Source organism: Thalassobaculum salexigens DSM 19539, from assembly GCF_000423805.1.
Taxonomy (GTDB): Bacteria; Pseudomonadota; Alphaproteobacteria; order Thalassobaculales; family Thalassobaculaceae; genus Thalassobaculum; species Thalassobaculum litoreum.
In genome coordinates, this window is sequence record NZ_KE384093.1 from 1,716,084 (window position 1) to 1,734,321 (window position 18,238).

Below are 18,238 nucleotides of genomic sequence, written 5' to 3' on the forward strand. Positions count from 1 at the left end.
GCGTTATCCTTTCACAGCGCCGGCGGTCAGGCCGGAGACGATCCGGCGCTGGAAGATCAGCACCAGCGCGATCAGCGGCACGGTGACGATGACCGAGGCGGCCATGATCCGGCCCCAGGGCACCTCGAACTCGCTGCCCCCCGTGATCAGCGCGATGGCGACCGGCACGGTGCGCTGGTCGTTGCTCAGCGTGAAGGTGAGGGCGAACAGGAACTCGTTCCAGGCGACGATGAAGGCGAGCAGGCCGGTGGTGACCATGGCCGGCCACATCATCGGCAGGAAGATCCGGGTCAGCAGGGTCCAGGGCTTGGCCCCGTCCATGATCGCCGCTTCCTCGACCTCGGCCGGCAGGTCGCGGATGAAGCTGGTCAGCACCCAGACGGTGAAGGGCAGGGTGAAGATCAGGTAGGACAGGATCAGCCCGCCGGGATTGTTGAACAGGCCGAGCACCCGGATCAGCTCGAACATGCCCGACAGCACGGCGACCTGCGGGAACATGGACACGCTGAGCACCGCGAGCAGCATCATCCGCCGGCCTTTGAAGCGGAACCGGCCGAGCGCCAGCGCGGCGGTCAGCCCCAGGAACAGCGAGATGCCCACCACCGACACCGACACGACGAGCGAGTTCAGGATGTTCCGGCCGAACGGCTGCTCGGCGAAGATGGAGGTGTAGTTGGCGGCCGACAGCGCGGCCGGCAGGTAGTCGACCTCGAAGATCGCCGAGCCGGATTTGAACGAGGTGATGACCGCGTAGTAGAACGGGAACAGCAGGATCACCAGCAGGACGGCGACCAACAGCCAGAAGCCGATCTTCGCGGCGGGCGATGTGTGGCGGGCGGCCATCAGCGGCCCTCCTTCATCACGTCGGCCCGCATCGCCGTCAGGTACAGCGCGGTCATGAAGGCGATCACCATGAACAGCAGGGTGGAGGCGGCGGAGCCGTAGCCCACGTCCTGGAAATCCACGAGCTGCTGGCGGGCATAGACCGACATGGTCATGGTGGATTCAGCGTTGCCGGTCATGATGTAGACGACATCGAATACCCGCAACGCGTCGAGCAGGCGGAAGATCACCGCCACCGTCAGCGCCGGCCGGATCAGCGGCAGGGTGATGCCGAAGAACACTTTGATCGGATGCACCCCGTCGACCCGGGCGGCCTCGTAGCAGTCCTTGGGCAGCATCTGCAGGGCGGCCAGCACCAGCAGGGCCACGAAGGGGGTGGTCTTCCAGGCGTCCACCAGGATGACCGACAGCATGGTCAGGTCCGGATCGGCCAGCCAGGCGATCGGGGTGGAGATCAGGCCCAGCGTCATCAGCGTGTGGTTCACCACGCCGAACTGGTCGTGCAGCATCCAGGCCCACATCTTGGCGGAGACGACGGTCGGGATCGCCCAGGGGATCAGCACGGCGGCGCGGAACAGGGCGCGGCCGGGGAACTCGGCGTTCATCACCAGGGCCAGGATCACCCCCAGCGCCACCTCGATGGCGACCGATCCCGCCGCGAAGACCAGGGTGTTCCAGACCGCGTTCCACCACAGCGGGTCGGTGATCAGCCCGTACCAGTACCCGTCCTCCTCGACCGCGAAATTTTCGAAGCCGAGGAAGGCGTAGTCGCCGGGGGCGGAGAGCGAGGCGTCGGTGAAGGCGTAGAAGACGGTGCGCGCCAGCGGCCAGATCGCCACCACCGTCAGCCCCACCAGCATCGGCGCCAGGAACAGCCAGGCGGTGCGTACCCGTCGCTTCCGGTGGGAGGAGGCCTGTCCTTCTGCCATCGATCCGCCGGGGCCGCCGCGGGCCGCCGTTACCAGCGGCCGCGCCGGCCGAGACGGGTCAGGCTGCTCTCAAGCCCGGCCAGCGCCGGTCCGGCCTCCTGCTGGCCGGCGAGCACGCCGTGCACGGCCGACCAGAACTGGGAGGAGACCCGGTTGTACTTGTCGCCGACGACGGCCGAGGGTCGGGCGACCGCGTTGGTGAAGGTCTCCTCCAGGGTGCCGAAGAACGGGTTGGCCTCGAGCACCGCCGCGTCCGCGTACAGCTCCGGGTAGGTCGGGTTGTAGGACGACGAGATGGCGCGCTGCTTCTGCTGCGCCTGACTGGTCAGGAACAGGGCGAGATCGACCGCCAGCTCCGGGTTCTTGGAGTATTTGGAGACCGCCAGGTTCCAGCCGCCGAGGGTGCCGGTATGGCCGCCGTCCTCGCCGCCCTTGGGAAGGGCGACCACGCCGACCTTGCCCTTGATCGGGCTGTCGTCGCCCTGGGCCAGCGCCCAGGCATAGGGCCAGTTGCGCATGAACACCGCGTTGCCCGACTGGAACACACCGCGCGAGGCCTCCTCGTCATAGTTCAGCACGCCCTGGGGGGTGATGTCGCCGACCCAGGAGGCGGCCATTTCGAGCGCTTCCACGGCCTTGGGATTGTTGATCGTGACCTCGCCCTCGGCATTGACGATGGCGCCGCCGCCATAGCTGTCGACCCATTCCAGCGCGTCGCAGGTCAGGCCCTCGTAGGACTTGCCCTGCCAGACATAGCCCCAGAGGTCGTCATCGCCGGCGGCGCGCTCCTTCTCCATGATCGTCTTGGCCGCCTCGGTCATCTGCGCCCAGGTGGTCGGCGGCTCGAAGCCGTATTTCTCCAGCAGGTCGGCGCGGTAGTAGAGCACGCCGGCATCGGTCCACCAGGGCAGGGCGAGCAGCTTGCCGTCCACGGTGTTGTTGTCGATCAGCGCCTCGAAATGTCCCGTGCCGGCATCGGCGTTGTGCGCCCGCATGTCGACCAGGTGCGGGGCGAGCACGCCGGGCCAAACCACGTCGATCTGCAGGATGTCGATATCGTCGCCCTGGGCGGCCAGGATCTGCTGATACAGCGCCAGACGTTCGGTGGAGGAGTTCGGGGTGGAGACGATCTCCACCTCCACATCCTTGTCCTTCGACCAGGCTTCGACGCCGGCCTTGCAGAGCTCCAGCTCGACGCCGACCGCGCCGCAGGAGATCGACAAGGCCTGGGCGGATGCGCTCTGCGTCGCGGCGAGTTGGACACCCATCAGGGACCCGGCGCCCAGCGCCAGAGTCGCGAGGGTTCGTGCGATCGTCGTGCGGACCATGTGCCTTCCCCAAATGATTAGCGCTCCGCAGATCGGCGCCGCAGGGAGCCGTCGGTTTCGCGCAAAAATTTTATCGGTTCTCTTCGATATAGGAACGTTCCGGCGGACGTCTACCCAAAGACTCTACCCTTGAAATATAGTTCACAAACGTCACCTTGTCCGAAACGCGACAATTTGAGAGGCGCTTATGTGCGGATTAGCCGGCGAGCTAAAGTTCGACGGAGGCTTTGTTACGTTCGATGGCCTGACCTCCATGGCCGATGCCATGGCGGCGCGGGGACCCGACGCTCAGGGCACGTATGTTCAAAGCGATATCGGACTGGCGCATCGGCGGCTGTCGATCATCGATCTGTCCGACCGCGCACAGCAGCCGATGCACGACCCGTCCCTGGGGCTGACCATCGTCTTCAACGGGGCGATCTATAACTACAAGGAGCTGCGCCCGGAGCTCGAAGCTAAGGGCTACAAGTTCTACAGCGACGGCGACACCGAGGTGATCCTCAAGGCGTTCCACGCCTGGGGCGAGGCCTGCGTGGAACGGTTCCACGGCATGTTCGCCTTCGCCATCTGGGATCGCGGCAACCGGACCCTGACCCTGGCGCGCGACCGGTTGGGCATCAAGCCGCTGTATCTGGCGCCGATCAGGGGCGGCCTGCGCTTCGCCTCGAACATGCAGGCGCTGCTGGCGGCCGGCGGCGTCGACACCGAGATCGATCCGGTGGCGCTGAACCACTACATGAACTTCCACGCGGTGGTGCCGGCGCCCTACACGATCGTGTCCGGCGTGCGCAAGCTGCCGCCGGCGACCACGATGACGGTCACCGCCGACGGCAAGCAGACCCAGCGCCGCTACTGGGAGCCGGTCTACGGCACCCCCGACGAGGATCTGCGGGTCTCCGAGGACGAGTGGCGCGACCGGGTGCTGGACGCCCTGCGGGTCGCCGTGCAGCGCCGGCTGGTCGCCGACGTGCCGGTGGGCGTGCTGCTGTCCGGCGGCGTCGACAGTTCGATGATCACCGCCCTGGTGGCCGAGCAGACCGGCGGCAACCTGGACACCTTCAGCGTCGGCTTCGAAACCGTCGGCAACGAGCAGGGCGACGAGTTCCGCTATTCCGACGTGATCGCGGAGAAGTTCGGCACCCGCCATCACAAGATCCAGGTGAACAGCCGCGAGCGGCTGCTGCCGAGCCTGCCGGGCTGCATCGCGTCCATGTCCGAGCCTATGGTCAGCCATGACTGCATCGGCTTCTACCTGCTGTCCCAGGAGGTGGCGAAGAACGTGAAGGTGGTGCAGTCCGGCCAGGGCGCCGACGAGGTGTTCGGCGGCTATCACTGGTACCCGCCGCTGATGGAGAAGGGCGCCGGCTCGGCCGACTATGCCCGTCTGTTCCGCGACCGCACCCATGAGGAGTTCCTGTCGGTCGTCCATCCGCGCTACCGCAACGGCGACCATGCCGGGCAGTTCATCGAGGAGATGTTCGACAAGCCCGGCGCCTCCAGCGCGGTGGACAAGGCCCTGCGCCTGGATACAACGGTCATGCTGGTGGACGACCCGGTGAAGCGGGTCGACAACATGACCATGGCCTGGAGCCTGGAGGCCCGGGTGCCGTTCCTCGATCACGAACTGGTCGAGCTGGCCGCCAAGGTCCCGCCGGAGCTGAAGGCCGGCCATGGCGGCAAGCACATCCTGAAGGAGGCCGCCCGCAAGATCGTCCCCTCTGAGGTGATCGACCGGCCGAAGGGCTACTTCCCGGTGCCGGCGCTCAAGTATATCCAAGGGGACACGCTGGACTATGTCCGCGGCGTCATGGACAGCCAGAAGGCGCGGGAGCGGGAACTGTTCGACCGGGCCTACGTTGACCAGTTGCTGGACAAACCCGAGGAGCAGATCACCCCGCTCGGCGGCTCCAAGCTCTGGCAGGTTACGCTCCTGGAAGCCTGGCTGCAGACCAATGGACTTTAGAACACCCGGAGGTTCGGGATGACCGACCGCGCACAGCGTGAATTCAAGCAGCGCCGCGCCCGGGCGCGCGGCCGCTCGCGCCGGGGCTGGAGCCGTCTGCCGGGAGAAGGTCCGCCGCAGGACCGGGGGCAGTCGAACGCCGTGGTGAATGTCGGCTGGGGCCGCCTGATCTTCGCGGAAACCTTCGAGACCGCCGAGGACCTGGCCGCCGTGATGCGCCAGGAGGCGCCGGACGAGCGCGACATCACCATCAACGTCAACAACCCGCATGTGGTGCTGGCGCAGGCGCCGGAGGCGTTCTTCCTCGACCCGTCGCATACCTTCCGGCTGGAGTTCGAGCATTACCGGCCGCGCACCGACCGGATGGTCGGCGTCTATGTCCGCCGGCTGCGGTCCAGCGCCGATGCGGAGGCGGTGAACCGGATCTATGCCAAGGTCGGCATGGTCCCGGTGGGCCGCGACTTCCTGCTGTCGCACCGCGGCTCGCGTCGCATCGTCCATCTTGTGGCGGTCGACGAGACCACCGAGGAGGTGGTCGGCACGATCACCGGCGTCGATCACGAGCGGGTCTATGACGATCCGGAGGGCGGCTCCAGTCTGTGGTGCCTGGCGGTCGATCCCCAGGCGCCGCTGCCCGGCGTGGGCGAGGTGCTGTTACGCCACCTGATCGAAACCTTCCAGACCCGGGGGCTGGCGCATATCGACCTGTCGGTGATGCACGACAACGCGCCGGCGATCAAACTGTACGAGAAGCTCGGGTTCCAGCGCATCCCGCTGTTCAGCCTGAAATACAAGAACCCGATCAACGAGAAGCTCTACAGCGCGCCGATGCCGGAGGCGAAGCTGAACCCCTATGCCCGCATCCTCATCAACGAGGCGCGGCGCCGTGGGGTCACCGTGGAGATCGAGGACGCCGAGGGCGGCCTGTTCGCCCTGTCCCATGGCGGACGGCGGGTGTGCTGCCGGGAATCCCTGTCGGAGCTGACCAGCGCGGTGGCGCTGAGCCGCTGCGACGACAAGGCGCTGACCCACCGTCTGCTGGCCCGTCACGGCCTGCGGGTGCCGGCCCAGCACGAGGTCGATGACGAGAGCGACGCCCGCGCCTTCCTGCAGAAATACGGCCGCATCGTCGTCAAGCCGGCGCGCGGCGAGCAGGGCCGCGGCATCTCGGTCGACATCTCCGACCCGGTCGACATGGTCCGCGCCATCGAGGATGCGGAAATCGTCTGCGACCGTGTGCTGCTGGAGGAGTTCTGCGAGGGTGCGGACCTGCGGATCATCGTCATCGGCTTCAAGGTCATCGCCGCCGCCGTGCGCATTCCCGCTACGGTGATCGGCGACGGGGTCAGCGACGTGCGCAGCCTGATCGACCGGCAGAGTCGGCGCCGCGCCTCCGCCACCGGCGGCGAGAGCAGGATTCCGGTGGACGGCGAGACCGAGCGTTGCGTGAAGTCCGCCGGCTACGATTTCGACGTGATCCTGCCCAAGGGCACGTCGCTCGCCGTGCGCAAGACCGCCAACCTTCACACCGGCGGCACGATCCACGACGTCACCGACCAGCTCAACCCGCACCTGCGCGAGGTGGCGGAGGAGGGCGCGCGGATTCTCGACATCCCGGTCGTCGGGTTCGATTTTCTTGTGCCCGACGTCGCCGGCGAAGAGTATGTGATCATTGAAGCAAACGAGCGTCCGGGCCTCGCGAACCACGAACCGCAGCCCACGGCGGAAGCGTTCGTCGATCTGCTGTTCCCGCAGACCACGGACCGTTTTCTTGAGATGAAGGAACCCAGAAATGCCACCGGCTGACCACGGCCATCTCCGCCCCATCGACACCCGCGACCCGATCTCCCGCGTGATGCGGCGGATCGACGGCGAGCGGATCATCGAGCTGCTGCTGGAGCTTCAGGCAATTCCCAGCCCCACGGGCTACACGGACACCATCGTCCATTATGTCTGCGACCACCTGAAGGGGCTGGGGGTCGCCTACGAGATCACCCGCCGCGGCGCGATCCGGGTGAACCTGCGCGGCGACGTCTACAGCCCGGACCGGGCGGTGGTCTCGCACCTGGACACCCTCGGCGCCCAGGTCACCGAGCTGAAGGAGAACGGCCGGCTGTCGGTGCGTCCGGTCGGCACCTGGGCGGCGCGCTTCGCCGAGGGCGCGCGCGTTACCGTCTTCACCGATGTCGGTCCACGCCGCGGCACGATCCTGCCGCTCAAGGCCTCCGGCCACACCTTCGACACGCAGATCGACACCCAGCCGTCGCACTGGGACAACCTGGAGATCCGGCTGGACGAGCGGGTGTCTTCCTACGGGGATCTGGTGGGCGCGCGGTTCAATGTCGGCGACATGGTGGCGGTGGACCCGCAGCCCGAGGTGACGCCGGCCGGCTTCATCAACAGCCGCCACCTGGACGACAAGGCCGGCGTGGCCTCGATGCTGACGGCGCTGGAGGCGGTGCTGGCCGAGGAGCTACCGCTGCCGGTCGACTGTCATTTCCTGTTCACGATCTCCGAGGAGACCGGGTCGGGCGCCTCGTCGATCCTCCATGGCGACGTGTCGGAGCTGCTGTCGGTCGACAACGCCACCGTGGCACCGGGGCAGAACTCCTCGGAATACGGCGTGACCATCGCCATGGGCGACATGACCGGGCCGTTCGACTATCACCTGTCCCACGGCCTGATCGGCCTGGCCGAGCGCCACGGCATCGAGCACAGCCGCGACGTCTTCAAGCATTACCGCTGCGACGCCGCCTCGGCGATCGAGGCCGGCAACGACATCCGCACCGCGCTGATCGCCTTCGGGCTGGACGGCAGCCACGGCTGGGAGCGGGTGCATATCGACAGCCTGGTCGCCGTCGCGCGGCTGGTGGCGGTCTACATGGCGTCGCCTCCGGTGGTTGCCCGCGACACCCAGGGACTGGGCCCGATCGAGGGCTTTCCGAACGTCCAGGAATAGGCCCCTTCGGCCAACCGCCGTCTTACCTATGTCCGTCGTCCCGAACTCGTTTCGGGATGACGGAGTTGGTTGGCGTGGTGGGTGGTGCGAACCCGGCAACAATTTAAAACGATTCCAAACTTCTCGCTTCACGTCGGCCCCGCGAGCGCCCATCATCGCCGTAAAATAAGAAGCTCCGTGGGAGGTAGGCGATGACGGAATGCGGGACCGTGCTCGTGGAGCGGGTCGAAGGCGTGTGCCGGATCACCCTGAACCGGCCGGACAAGCTGAACGCGGTCAACGCGGCGATGCACACCGCCCTCTATGCGGCCCTGGAGGCCGCCGGTCGGGACGATGCGATGCGCGCGGTGCTGCTGACCGGCGCCGGCCGCGCCTTCTGCGCCGGGCAGGACCTGGGCGACCGCGACCCGGCGATGGCCGGCGATCCGCCCGATCTCGGCGCCATACTGGAGCGCACCTACAACCCGCTGATCCGCCTGCTCCGCGCGCTCGACAAGCCCGTGGTCTGTGCCGTCAACGGCGTGGCCGCCGGTGCCGGGGCCAGTCTGGCGCTTGCCTGCGACATCGTGCTGGCTGCCCGTTCCGCCCGGTTCATCCAGGCCTTCAGCCGGATCGGTCTGGTACCGGATTCCGGGGCGACTTGGACCCTGCCGCATCTGGTCGGCGAGGCGCGGGCCAAGGGGCTGGCCCTGACCGGCACGCCGCTGGCCGCGGAGACGGCGGCCGACTGGGGCCTGATCTGGGGCGTGGTCGCCGACGGGCTGCTGATGGACGAGGCGCGCACCCTGGCCGCCGAGCTCGCCGCCGGGCCGACGGTGGGGCTCGGCCTGACCAAGCGGGCGATCCAGGCGGCCGGCGGCAACAGCCTGGACGCCCAGCTCGACCTGGAACGCGACCTGCAGCGCGAGGCGGGGGTCAGTGCGGATTACGCGGAGGGGGTGTCGGCCTTCCTGGAGAAGCGGACCCCGGCCTTCACCGGACGACGCGGATGAGCCGGAGACCCGACCCGGCGGACCAGGTGCTGGCGGAGGCCTGTGCCGCGGCCCTGTGGGCCGAGGACAAGGCGTCGCGGGAGCTCGGCATGGCCCTGGACCGGGTGGCGCCGGGCGAGGCGGTGCTGTCGATGACGGTGAGCGAGGCGATGGCCAACGGCCACGGCACCGCCCATGGCGGATATATCTTCACCCTGGCGGATTCCGCCTTTGCCTATGCCTGCAACGCGCGCAACCAGCGCACGGTGGCGCAGCAGTGCAGCATCACCTATCTGGCCTCGCCGGTCGCCGGCGACCGGCTGAGCGCCCATGCCGTGGAGCGCGCCCTGGTCGGCCGGGGCGGGATCTACGACGTCACGGTGCGCGACCAGACCGGCCGCGTGGTCGCGGAGTTCCGGGGGCACTCGCGCACGGTGAAGGGGACGCTGCTCGGGGAGTAGGGGGCTGAGGCGGGATCCATCCCGTTTCGGGGACTTACGCCCGTCGTCTCAGGGCTCGTTCACCCGGTCCAGCGGGTAGATCGGCCGGCGGACCTTCTTGAAGTCCAGGATCGAGTTGTCCGACGTCGTCACCCCGTCGCCGTCGAGCGTGATCGTCGCCTTGCCCAGGTCGCCGAAGCCCGCACGGTAGTGGATGCGCGACTTCAGCAGCAGGTAGCGCTTGTGCTGCGGCTGGATGCCGACCGAGGTGAACACGCCCACGTCCCAGGGCTCGTGGTGGTTGGAGGTCACGACGATCTCCACCTTGCCGGTGTCGAGCACCGCGCTGTGGCCCATGGAGACCTGCACGCCGGTATACATCGGCCCGCGCACGGTCCAGCGGCCGTCGGTCAGGGTCTTCACGGTCCCGGTGACCTCCAGCGGCCGGCCCTTCAGGTCGATCGACGGCATGTCGGTCTTGCCGCCGAGCTTGAGGGTGACCTTGGCGCCGATGCCGGCCTTCTGCATCTGCTTCACCGCGTCGGGATCGTAGACCGCGGCCACGGCCACATCCTCCAGCCCCTGGTTCAGCACCTCCTCGATCACGGTCATGACGTCCTGGGTGCCGCCGGAGCCGGTGTTGTCGGCATGGTCGAGCAGCAGGGTCGGCCCGCCCTCGGTCTTCAGGGTATCGAATTCCTTGGCCCGGGCGACGGCGTCCACCAGCGGCTCGTGCCGGTAGACGAACTCCTCGCGGCGCTGCCACATCTCCTTCACCAGCCGGTCGCGCCATTTGTCGGCGAGCGCCTGGTCGTTGTCGGTGACGACGACGATGGAAGATCCGGCGTCCTGGAAATCCGCCAGCGGGAAGCCGCCGAACACGGTGGCTGCCAGCACCTTGGGGTCCTCTTCGGCCTCGCGGGCCAACGCCAGCAGGGTCTTCATCGGCTCGTCGTCGTGACCCATGCGCAGGGTCTGGGCGAGCAGGGCGGGCTGGCCCCAGGCCATGACCGGCTTTACCTCACCGGCGATGGTGCGCATCAGCACATGGGCGATCTGGCTGCCGACCTCGACCATGTCGATATGCGGATAGGTCTTGTAGCCGATCAGGCAGGTGCAGTTGTCGACCATCTTCTGGGTCAGGTTGGTGTGCAGGTCGTAGGTCACCGCGATCGGGATGCCCGGGGCGATCTTGCGGATGTTCTCCAGCAGCGTGCCTTCGCCGTCGTCGGTGGTCTCCGCCACCATGGCGCCGTGCAGGTCGAGCAGGCAGGCGTCCACACCCTCGCGCACCGCGTCGAGGATCTTGGACGTCAGGAACTCGTAGGCCTCGGCCTTGACCGGGCCGGACGGCATGGCCTCGGCGGCGACCGGGGTGACGACCTCGTGGCCGGCGGCCTCGGCGATATCGAGATAGGCGCCGAACGGCATCCCGGTGCCCTTATAGGCCTTGTACGCTTCCTCGCCTAAATACCCGCCCCAGGCCATGAACCGGTCCAGATCGGTGACCACGGGGGAGAAGGTGTTGGTCTCGTGCTTCATCATGGCAACGAGCAGGCGCATGGGAAGGCTCCGGTTAGGTTGGAGAGAGGGGCGCTCGGACAACCCCTGGATCTTGTGGTCTCGCGCGCTGCTTGTCGAGGTGTGCGCGTCAGGTGCCTGGGGCGATCTCCACCTCCGCCACCAGCGGCCGGTGATCGGAGGCGGTGCGGGCCAGCGGGGTGGCGGGGACCCGCACGCTGCGCAGCCGCATCCGGTCGTTCACCAGAATGCGGTCGAGCGCCAGCAGCGGCAGGCGGCTGGGGAAGGTCGGGATCCGCCGGACCGCGCCGATATGCCGACCGAGCGACCGGCTCAGCAGCCGCACCACCGGCGAGAACGGCAGCCAGTCATTGAAATCGCCGAGGATGACCGTCGGCATCTCTCCCTCCTGGGCGGTCAGCTCGCCGATCAGCTCGGCCTGGGCCCGGCGCTCGCGGTGGAACAGGCCGAAATGGCTGGCCACCACCCGCAGCGGACCGTCCGGCGTGGCGACCGTCGCCATGATCGCATTGCGCGGCTCGCGCTCGGGATGGGCGAGGTCGGCCACAAGCCAGTCGGATACCGGCCAGCGCGACAGCAGGAGATTGCCGTAGCGCCGGTCGCCGTCCTGCAGCGCCGGCCCTTCCACGGCATGGCCGCCGAAGGCGCGGGCCAGGGCGACGAAATCGTCGGCACGGTTCGTTCCGGCATCGCCCGGGCCGGAGACCTCCTGCAGGGCGACGATCCCGGCGCCGGTCTCATCGATGGCGCGGGCGATCCGCTCGACATTCCGGACCCCGTCCGTGCCGACCGCGTCGTGGATGTTGTAGGTCGCGACGGTGATGGGCATGGCAGGCTAATCGTCGTCTGGCTCGTCGGTGTCGAAACTGTTGACCAGGCGCTGCAGGGCGATGCTGAGGGCAAGCCAGCCGAGCACGACGCCGACCAGGATGCCGACCTTCGCCAGGGTCGGCTCGGCGATGAGCTGCCACAGGCTCTCGCCCACGGCGGTCAGCGCGACCACGCTGGGCAACAGGCCGAGCGCGGTGCCGATGACGAAATCCCAGGGCCGGATATGGGTGGCGCCGGCCAGCACGTTGATCAGGGTGAACGGCGCGATTGGGGTCATGCGCAGGGCCAGCACGGCGACGATGCCCTGGCGACCGACCCGGCCGGACAGCGCCTTGAGCCGATGCCCCATCAGCCGGTGGACCAGGCGGCGCCCGCCCCAGCGGCCGAGTCCGTAGGTCAGGATCGCGCCCAGTGTGGTACCGAACACGGCGTAGAGCATGGCAACCACCGGCTCGAAGGTGATCGCGGTCAGCACGAGCAGTACGGTGATCGGGAACATGGTCAGGCTGGCGACGGCATAGACCGCGGCCACCAGCAGCGGCGTCCAGATGCTGCCGGTGAGCTGCTCGAACAGCGGACCGAGGCGATCGACATTGGCGAAATCGGCCAGCGGAGTCATGGTCCAGACGGCGGCCAGGACGATCAGGCAGAGGATCGTGCCGCCGAGCACCAGCTTCTGCAGCCGCGGCCGGAAAGCCGGGGCCGCGTCCACGTTGAGGAAGCCGAGCACGTCCGACTTGAGCTGGCGGTCCGGATCGGCAAGGTCCAGCAGCACCGAGGTCGCCGGGTCCAGTTCGAACGCCGTCGGCTCCTTGATCGGCAGCAGGCAGCGGTCCTTGCCGCTGCCCGCGCGGTAGCGATCCGCCTGCTCGCGCAGCAGGGCGCCGAGGCTTGCGTAGCCGGCGGCTTTCCCGGCCAGGGTTTCCGGCTCGATGCCGAGATGCTCGCCCAGCAGCCGGTGGCGCAGCCCGGCGATGACCGCGCGGCGCTCCTCGGTATCGCCGACCAGATGCAGGTTGGCCTCGGTGTCGAAGCGCATGGAGCGGCGGTTCAGGTTGGCCGAGCCGACGGTGAGGAACCGGTCGTCGACGATCATCAGTTTCGAATGCACCATGACCGAGGCGGTGGCGCCCTCGGCCGACCGGGTGACCGGGGCGACCAGGGTGACGCGGTCGAGCACGCCGGCCTCCTCGAGCTGAGCGCGGAACAGACGCCTGCCGCCGCCCATGGACTTGGTCTCCAGCCAGGTGTTCTGCACGGCCGGCGCGATGATGACGGCCTCCAGCTCCGGGCGCTCCTGCAGGCGGCGGGTCAGCGCCTCGGCGACCACGGGGGCGGTCAGGAACTGGTTCTCGATGAAGACCAGGTGCTCGGCCTGTAGGATCGCGCGGCTGTAGAGCGTTTCGATCTGGCGCAGGGCCGGGCCGTTGTTCAGGGACGGCTCGGTCAGGGACAGCGCCACGTCGATATCGGTGAAGTGGGGTTCCAGCCCCTCCGGCCAGATCGGCTCCGGGGCCTCCAGGCGCGGGATGCCGTCCGGATCCACCGCCCGCCAGCGGCGCGCGGTCAGATCGCCCAGCGCGCGGGCCGCCGGGCCGGTGACGGCCATATGGGTGTCGTGGAACGGGGTGTACAGACCGCCCTTCGGCGACACCCGTCGAGGGTCGTCCGGGATATGGTCGCTGGTGTCCCAGCGCTCACGGGTCACGTCCAGCCCACCACAGAAGCCGAGGGCATCGTCGATCACCACCAGCTTCTGGTGGTGGCAGGCGCCGAAGGGCAGGGCGTCGTCCAGGTGCACATGGATGCGCGCCGAGGTGGTCAGCATCAGGTTGACTGTCGGCAGCGGCTCGCGGTCGCGCACGAACAGCGGCGTGAAGTCCCAGAGCAGCAGCCAGACCTCGAGCTCGGGGCTACGCTCGATCAGGAATTCGAGCAGCGGCTTCAACCGGGTCGGCACTCCGTCGCCGTCGATGCCCGAGCCGTCATGCAGATGCGGCGCCAGATCCATCTGGCTGTCGAGATCCCAGCCGACCATCACGATGGTCCGCCTCGCCTGCAGCATGGCGCTGCGCAGGGCGGCGAAATACTCCTGGCCGTCGACCATCAGCGCCGCCCGATCGGCGCGGGCGATGGTTGAACAGGTCTCGCCTTGGGCCATGACCGCGTCGATCAGGGACGGAACGTCACTCGAGTTTTGCATGCTTACCGTGAGTATAGCCTAGGAGTGCGGGTCGGGCACCAGCCAGACCACCGCGCGGCGGGACTGGATATGCCGTCTAGGAAGTAGCGATGAAGCCCGGGGGATCAACCTTGGGGCCCCGGCCAGGTGTCGCTGAGGCGGTACCCCGCCGGCCACGGATCGCTCGGATCGAGCAGAATCTGGCGGGTGTCGGTGAGCCAGGCGCGACCCTCCAGGCTCGGGGTGATCCAGGCCCGTCCGCCGCGGTCCTCGACAGACTCGATGCGGCAGTCGAACCGGCTGTCGATCAGCGAGGTGCCGGTGAACCGCTGGCCGACGGCGAGCTGTCCCTTGGCGTGCAGCACTGCCATGCGGGCCGAGCAGCCGGTGCCGCAGGGCGAGCGGTCGATCTTGCCCGGCCGGATCGCCACCGCGTTGCGGCCGAGCAACCCGTCGCCGTCGGGCCGGACGGCGGCGGCCACCTGACAGAACGAGATGTGCCGCCAGTCGGGCAGGTCCGGATGGGCGAAGCCGAGCTGCTCGGTCGCCGCCGCGGTGATCTTCGTTCCCAGAACGGCGATGTCACGCGCCTCGTCCGGGGTCAGGGCGAACCCCAAGGTCTCGGCGGAGACGATGACGAAACTGTCGCCGCCGAAGGCGGTATCGACGGTCAGCGTGCCGACCCCCGCCACCTCCAGCACGGCATCGAGCCTATCGGCGAAGGAGGGCAGGTTACGCATCCGCACCCGCTCCACCTTGCCGTCGCGGCACGTCGCAGTCGCCTGTACCAGCCCGCCCGGCGCCTCCAGAGTGATCACCGTCTCCGGCTCGGTCATCGGCACGATTCCGGTCTCCAGCAGCACGGTGGCGACGCACAGGCTGTTGGAGCCGGACATCGGCGGGGTGTCGGCCGGCTCCATGATGATGAAGCCCATGGCGGCGCGCGGGTCCTTCGGCGGCACCAGAAGGTTCACATGGCGGAACACGCCGCCGCGCGGCTCGTTCAGCACCAGGTTGCGCAGGGTCTCGTCTGTGGCGATGAAGCGCGACTGCGCCCACAGGGTGTCGCCGGGCGGCGGGGCGACGCCGCCGGTGATCACGTCGCCGACCTCGCCCTCGGCGTGACACCCGACGATCTGAATCATGGTGGTCGAGCGCATTCCGCCCCCCTTTCGCCCCAGCGGAGCCCGCATTTACCTCTGCCCGGTCACAGCCATATCACAGCCGTCCCCTCATATCAGGGCTGTAGCGGCGACGATCCCATCCCGGGGCCCCGATCGCCTCGACACAGTGAGACACCCGAGCACGATGAGGGAGACGGCTATGACACAGAACACCAAGTCGACGATCACCGGCGCTTCCTTTGCGACCGTCCTGTCCCTGGCGATGGCCCAGACCGCCGCTGCCGATCCGCAGATCTCCTCTCCGACCTATGTCTGGGGCGGGAAGCCGGCGAATGTCGCCTTCGTGCCGGTGCCGACCCCGAACGTTCTGGTGCCGACGGCCGACACGGCGAGCATGACCTGCAACCGTCCTCTCCTCGCCAGCAATCCGCCCCTGGCCGGCCAGATCCTGGGCAACGCCCATGGCGACATGGCCAACAAGCCGGTCGGTCGTGGTGCGCAGAACCTGTCGGCCACCGCCGGCGGCGTGCTGATCGGCGTGCTTGCCAATGAGCCGTATTTGGATCGCGTGGGTCCGGCCGACGCGGCCTGTGCCCAGTACGCGCTCGAGAACACGCGCAACGGCCAGACGGTTACTTGGATCAGCCCGGAATACGGCCGGCACTTTACCTTCACCGCCTATGACAGCTCTGCCATCGGCGGCAATGAGTACTGCCGCGACTATACCGGCCAGAGCTACGCCAACGGCGAGACCACGACCATGGCCGGCACGGTCTGCCGCCGGGCGAACGGCCAGTGGAAGGTCGTGAACTGACCGGACGCATCAGAACTGGCACACCCCTTGCTTAATGAAAATAGGGGGCCGAGCGGCCCTCTCAATGGAGGATAGAGCGATGCGACACTTCCCCAAGTTTTCCGACGATTACGGCCTGGCTCCCGCCGACCTGTCCGAGGCGGCCATCCTGTCGGCCGACACGGACGAGATGCTCGAGGCGATCGGCGACGACTGGTCGCTGGAGGATGCCGAGGAGCTGGAGCTGATCAGCGCTCATTGAGAGGTCCGCTGAGGGTGCCGAACCAGCGCAGCGCGGGTGCCAGTTCCTCGCGCCACAGGCGCCATTCATGGTCGCCGTCGCGCACCCGCAACTCCACCGCGTGACCGCCACCGCGCGCCGCCCGGAAGAACCGCAGCGCGCCGTCCCATAGGCCGAGGCCGTCATGGTCGCCGGTCATGACGTAGAAATCGACCGGCAGGTCCTTCGGGATCTCCCGCAGCGGCGCGAAGGCATTGGCCCCATTGAACAGGGCCGGGTCGAACGGCTCGCCGAAGGCGCCGGCGAAGAACCGGAGTTGGAAGTCGGGAAAGTCCGCCGCCGAGGTCACGTCCTCGAACACCGCCGGGCTGAAGGCCGCCGCCGCCCGGAAGGTCGCCGGATGATGCGCCGCCAGCCGCAGCGCCCCGTACCCGCCCATGGACAGACCGGCGACGAAGCGCTGCGCGCGCTCCGGCCGGGTCGGATAGAGCCGGTCGATGGCCGGGATCAGGTCGTCGAGCAGGGCGCGCTCCCAGGCCCCGTACTTCTGCGAATCCACGTACCAGGAATTTCCCACCCCCGGCATCACCAGCAGCATCGGCACCGCGCCGGGCTCGGCGAACACCGCGTCGGCCGTCGTCTGCGCCGCGCCGCCGCCAATCCAGTCATGGGCCCCGCCGCCATAGCCATGTAGCAGGTAGACCACCGGCAGGGGGGTGGCGGTGTCGTTCGGGACATAGACCCGGATATCGATCGACGTGCCGAGGCTTGGGCTGGGGATCGACCGCTCCTCCACCGTTCCGGCCAGGGCCGGAACGGCGATCAGAAGCATCAGCAGAAGAGTGAGACGGGCGATCACTCCGCCGGCGCGGTATAGGCGCTGCGCGGTGCGTCGGCGGTATGGGCACGCCGCTGCGCGGGTTTCTGTTCGGCCGTCTCCGCGTCGTGCTGGGCCGCCAGCTTCCGCCAGGGCTGTTTCTTCAGCATGGTGCACCAATAGGCAAATCCGATGATGATCGCGAGACCCGCGATATTGACCAGGGCGACGGCCGGCGTCGAGCGGCCGATCTGGTCCAGCACCATGCCGGCGACCCGCGACAGCCCCATGCTCAGCAGGAACACCGCCAGGGAGTTCTGGCCGACCGTGACGATCGGCTTCGCCCAGTCGCCCCGCAGCAGTTCGATCCGCGGGTTCACGAGGGCGATGGCGAGATAGGCCAGCGCGAGGAAGTGCAGGTAGCGCAGCAGGCCGAAGTCGGTCTTCTCCTGCAGGTCCCAGACCACCTCGCGCACCCAGCGCAGAGCCTCGACATCCTTGGCGATGTCCCAGTTCGCCGCCGGCGCGGACAGCAGCACGAAGGCGGCCGCCGCGATCACCCAGGGCTTTGAGATCCGCGGCGCCGGGATCCAGCCGAGCGCGAAGGCGAAGCCGGTGAAGAACAGAAGCTGCCAGGCCAGCGGGTTGAAGAACCACGGGATGTCCTGGTGGTCCGGATGGGCGGGCAGCATCCAGCCGAACAGGTGCACGCCGGCATAGACCGCCGCCACGAAGCCAAGGGCCGCCCAGGGATGGATCCGTGACAGCGCCATCACCGCCGGCACCAGGACCAGCGCGCCGATATACATCGGCAGGATGTCGAAGTAGTTCGGCACGTAGGTCAGGGTGAACAGCCCGACCAGAGCCTCCGCCGGGTGATCGAAGAACCAGTTGAGGTTGAGCTGGCTGACATAGTCGTGCTCGCCGTCCAGCAGCCCGGTCATGGCTAGGACCAGGGTGGCGATGAAGATGAACATGGTGATGTGGGCGACGTAGATCTGCCAGACCCGATAGCCGATGCGCATCGTGCCGTAGGCGAAGTTCGCCTTGTGGAAGGTCGAGCCGAAGGCCAGGGCCGCCGCGAAGCCGGAGCAGAACACGAACATCTCCGTCGCGTCCGACCAGCCGAACCGCGCGGGGATGTAGTTCGCCCACAGGTTCTCCGGCACATGCGCGATGAAGATGATCAGCATCGCGATGCCACGGAAGAAATCCAGGCGGGGGTCGCGCGGCGCGCGGCCGGGAAGGCTCATCGGCGGATCCTCAAGGCGGGTC

Annotated in this window: 16 protein-coding genes; 7 read left to right on the forward strand and 9 right to left on the reverse strand. The window is 68.0% G+C overall.

The window, feature by feature from the left end:
- Positions 1-3: 3 nt before the first annotated feature.
- Genes G578_RS0112410 through G578_RS0112420 form a run of 3 tightly spaced genes read right to left on the reverse strand, consistent with a single transcriptional unit; the run spans position 4 to position 3,100 of the window.
- Entirely contained in the window at positions 4-843 is an 840-nt protein-coding gene (locus G578_RS0112410) for a carbohydrate ABC transporter permease (RefSeq protein WP_028794511.1), read from the reverse strand.
- Positions 843-1,772, reverse strand: a complete 930-nt coding sequence (locus G578_RS0112415; RefSeq protein ID WP_028794512.1) for a carbohydrate ABC transporter permease — start codon at positions 1,770-1,772, stop codon at positions 843-845. The genes G578_RS0112410 and G578_RS0112415 overlap by 1 nt, the downstream gene beginning before the upstream one ends.
- A 29-nt stretch (positions 1,773-1,801) precedes the next feature.
- Positions 1,802-3,100, reverse strand: a complete 1,299-nt coding sequence (locus G578_RS0112420; protein ID WP_051244704.1) for an ABC transporter substrate-binding protein — start codon at positions 3,098-3,100, stop codon at positions 1,802-1,804.
- A 187-nt stretch (positions 3,101-3,287) separates the two neighbouring features.
- Here G578_RS0112420 and G578_RS0112425 point away from each other — a divergent pair, with 187 nt between their 5' ends.
- From G578_RS0112425 to paaI, 5 genes are all read left to right on the forward strand, one after another.
- On the forward strand, positions 3,288-5,063 hold the full coding sequence (locus tag G578_RS0112425) for an N-acetylglutaminylglutamine amidotransferase (protein ID WP_028794514.1): 1,776 nt from the start codon (positions 3,288-3,290) through the stop codon (positions 5,061-5,063).
- Between the two features lie 18 nt (positions 5,064-5,081).
- Complete coding sequence (gene ngg / locus G578_RS26090; RefSeq protein WP_051244706.1) at positions 5,082-6,869, forward strand: N-acetylglutaminylglutamine synthetase; 1,788 nt, start codon at positions 5,082-5,084, stop codon at positions 6,867-6,869.
- On the forward strand, positions 6,856-8,022 hold the full coding sequence (locus tag G578_RS0112435) for an osmoprotectant NAGGN system M42 family peptidase (RefSeq protein ID WP_245565600.1): 1,167 nt from the start codon (positions 6,856-6,858) through the stop codon (positions 8,020-8,022). Before ngg ends, G578_RS0112435 begins: the two co-directional genes overlap by 14 nt.
- 191 nt (positions 8,023-8,213) lie before the next feature.
- Positions 8,214-9,014: a 2-(1,2-epoxy-1,2-dihydrophenyl)acetyl-CoA isomerase PaaG gene (paaG, locus tag G578_RS0112440; protein ID WP_028794516.1), complete on the forward strand. Its 801-nt coding sequence runs from the start codon at positions 8,214-8,216 to the stop codon at positions 9,012-9,014.
- Positions 9,011-9,454: a hydroxyphenylacetyl-CoA thioesterase PaaI gene (gene paaI / locus G578_RS0112445; protein ID WP_028794517.1), complete on the forward strand. Its 444-nt coding sequence runs from the start codon at positions 9,011-9,013 to the stop codon at positions 9,452-9,454. Before paaG ends, paaI begins: the two co-directional genes overlap by 4 nt.
- Positions 9,455-9,502: 48 nt before the next feature.
- On the opposite strand, the gene G578_RS0112450 is transcribed toward paaI, so the two are convergent.
- The 4 genes from G578_RS0112450 to G578_RS0112465 form a co-directional block, all read right to left on the reverse strand.
- Positions 9,503-10,996 (reverse strand): M81 family metallopeptidase, encoded by a 1,494-nt coding sequence (locus G578_RS0112450; RefSeq protein ID WP_028794518.1) that lies wholly within the window; start codon positions 10,994-10,996, stop codon positions 9,503-9,505.
- An 88-nt stretch (positions 10,997-11,084) separates the two neighbouring features.
- Positions 11,085-11,804: an endonuclease/exonuclease/phosphatase family protein gene (locus G578_RS26095; protein ID WP_051244708.1), complete on the reverse strand. Its 720-nt coding sequence runs from the start codon at positions 11,802-11,804 to the stop codon at positions 11,085-11,087.
- Positions 11,805-11,810: 6 nt separating this feature from the next.
- Entirely contained in the window at positions 11,811-14,009 is a 2,199-nt protein-coding gene (locus tag G578_RS26100) for a VTT domain-containing protein (protein ID WP_051244710.1), read from the reverse strand.
- Positions 14,010-14,113: 104 nt separating this feature from the next.
- A complete protein-coding gene (locus G578_RS0112465; RefSeq protein WP_028794519.1) occupies positions 14,114-15,148 on the reverse strand; it encodes a trans-3-hydroxy-L-proline dehydratase in 1,035 nt (344 codons plus the stop codon).
- 163 nt (positions 15,149-15,311) lie between these two features.
- Between G578_RS0112465 and G578_RS0112470 the strand changes: the two genes are divergently transcribed.
- Both G578_RS0112470 and G578_RS29535 read left to right on the forward strand, forming a co-directional pair.
- On the forward strand, positions 15,312-15,926 hold the full coding sequence (locus G578_RS0112470) for a hypothetical protein (protein ID WP_028794520.1): 615 nt from the start codon (positions 15,312-15,314) through the stop codon (positions 15,924-15,926).
- A 79-nt stretch (positions 15,927-16,005) separates the two neighbouring features.
- Positions 16,006-16,167 (forward strand): hypothetical protein, encoded by a 162-nt coding sequence (locus tag G578_RS29535; RefSeq protein WP_156907303.1) that lies wholly within the window; start codon positions 16,006-16,008, stop codon positions 16,165-16,167.
- Here G578_RS29535 and G578_RS28425 read toward each other — a convergent pair.
- Both G578_RS28425 and G578_RS26110 read right to left on the reverse strand, forming a co-directional pair.
- Positions 16,154-17,005, reverse strand: coding sequence for an alpha/beta hydrolase (locus G578_RS28425; protein ID WP_051244712.1), 852 nt, complete (start codon positions 17,003-17,005; stop codon positions 16,154-16,156). The two genes, G578_RS29535 and G578_RS28425, sit on opposite strands and share 14 nt — an antisense overlap.
- The gene (locus tag G578_RS26110; RefSeq protein ID WP_051244714.1) at positions 17,002-18,216 is read right to left on the reverse strand and encodes an OpgC family protein; all 1,215 of its coding nucleotides are present in this window, start codon (positions 18,214-18,216) and stop codon (positions 17,002-17,004) included. Before G578_RS26110 ends, G578_RS28425 begins: the two co-directional genes overlap by 4 nt.
- Positions 18,217-18,238: the final 22 nt, after the last annotated feature.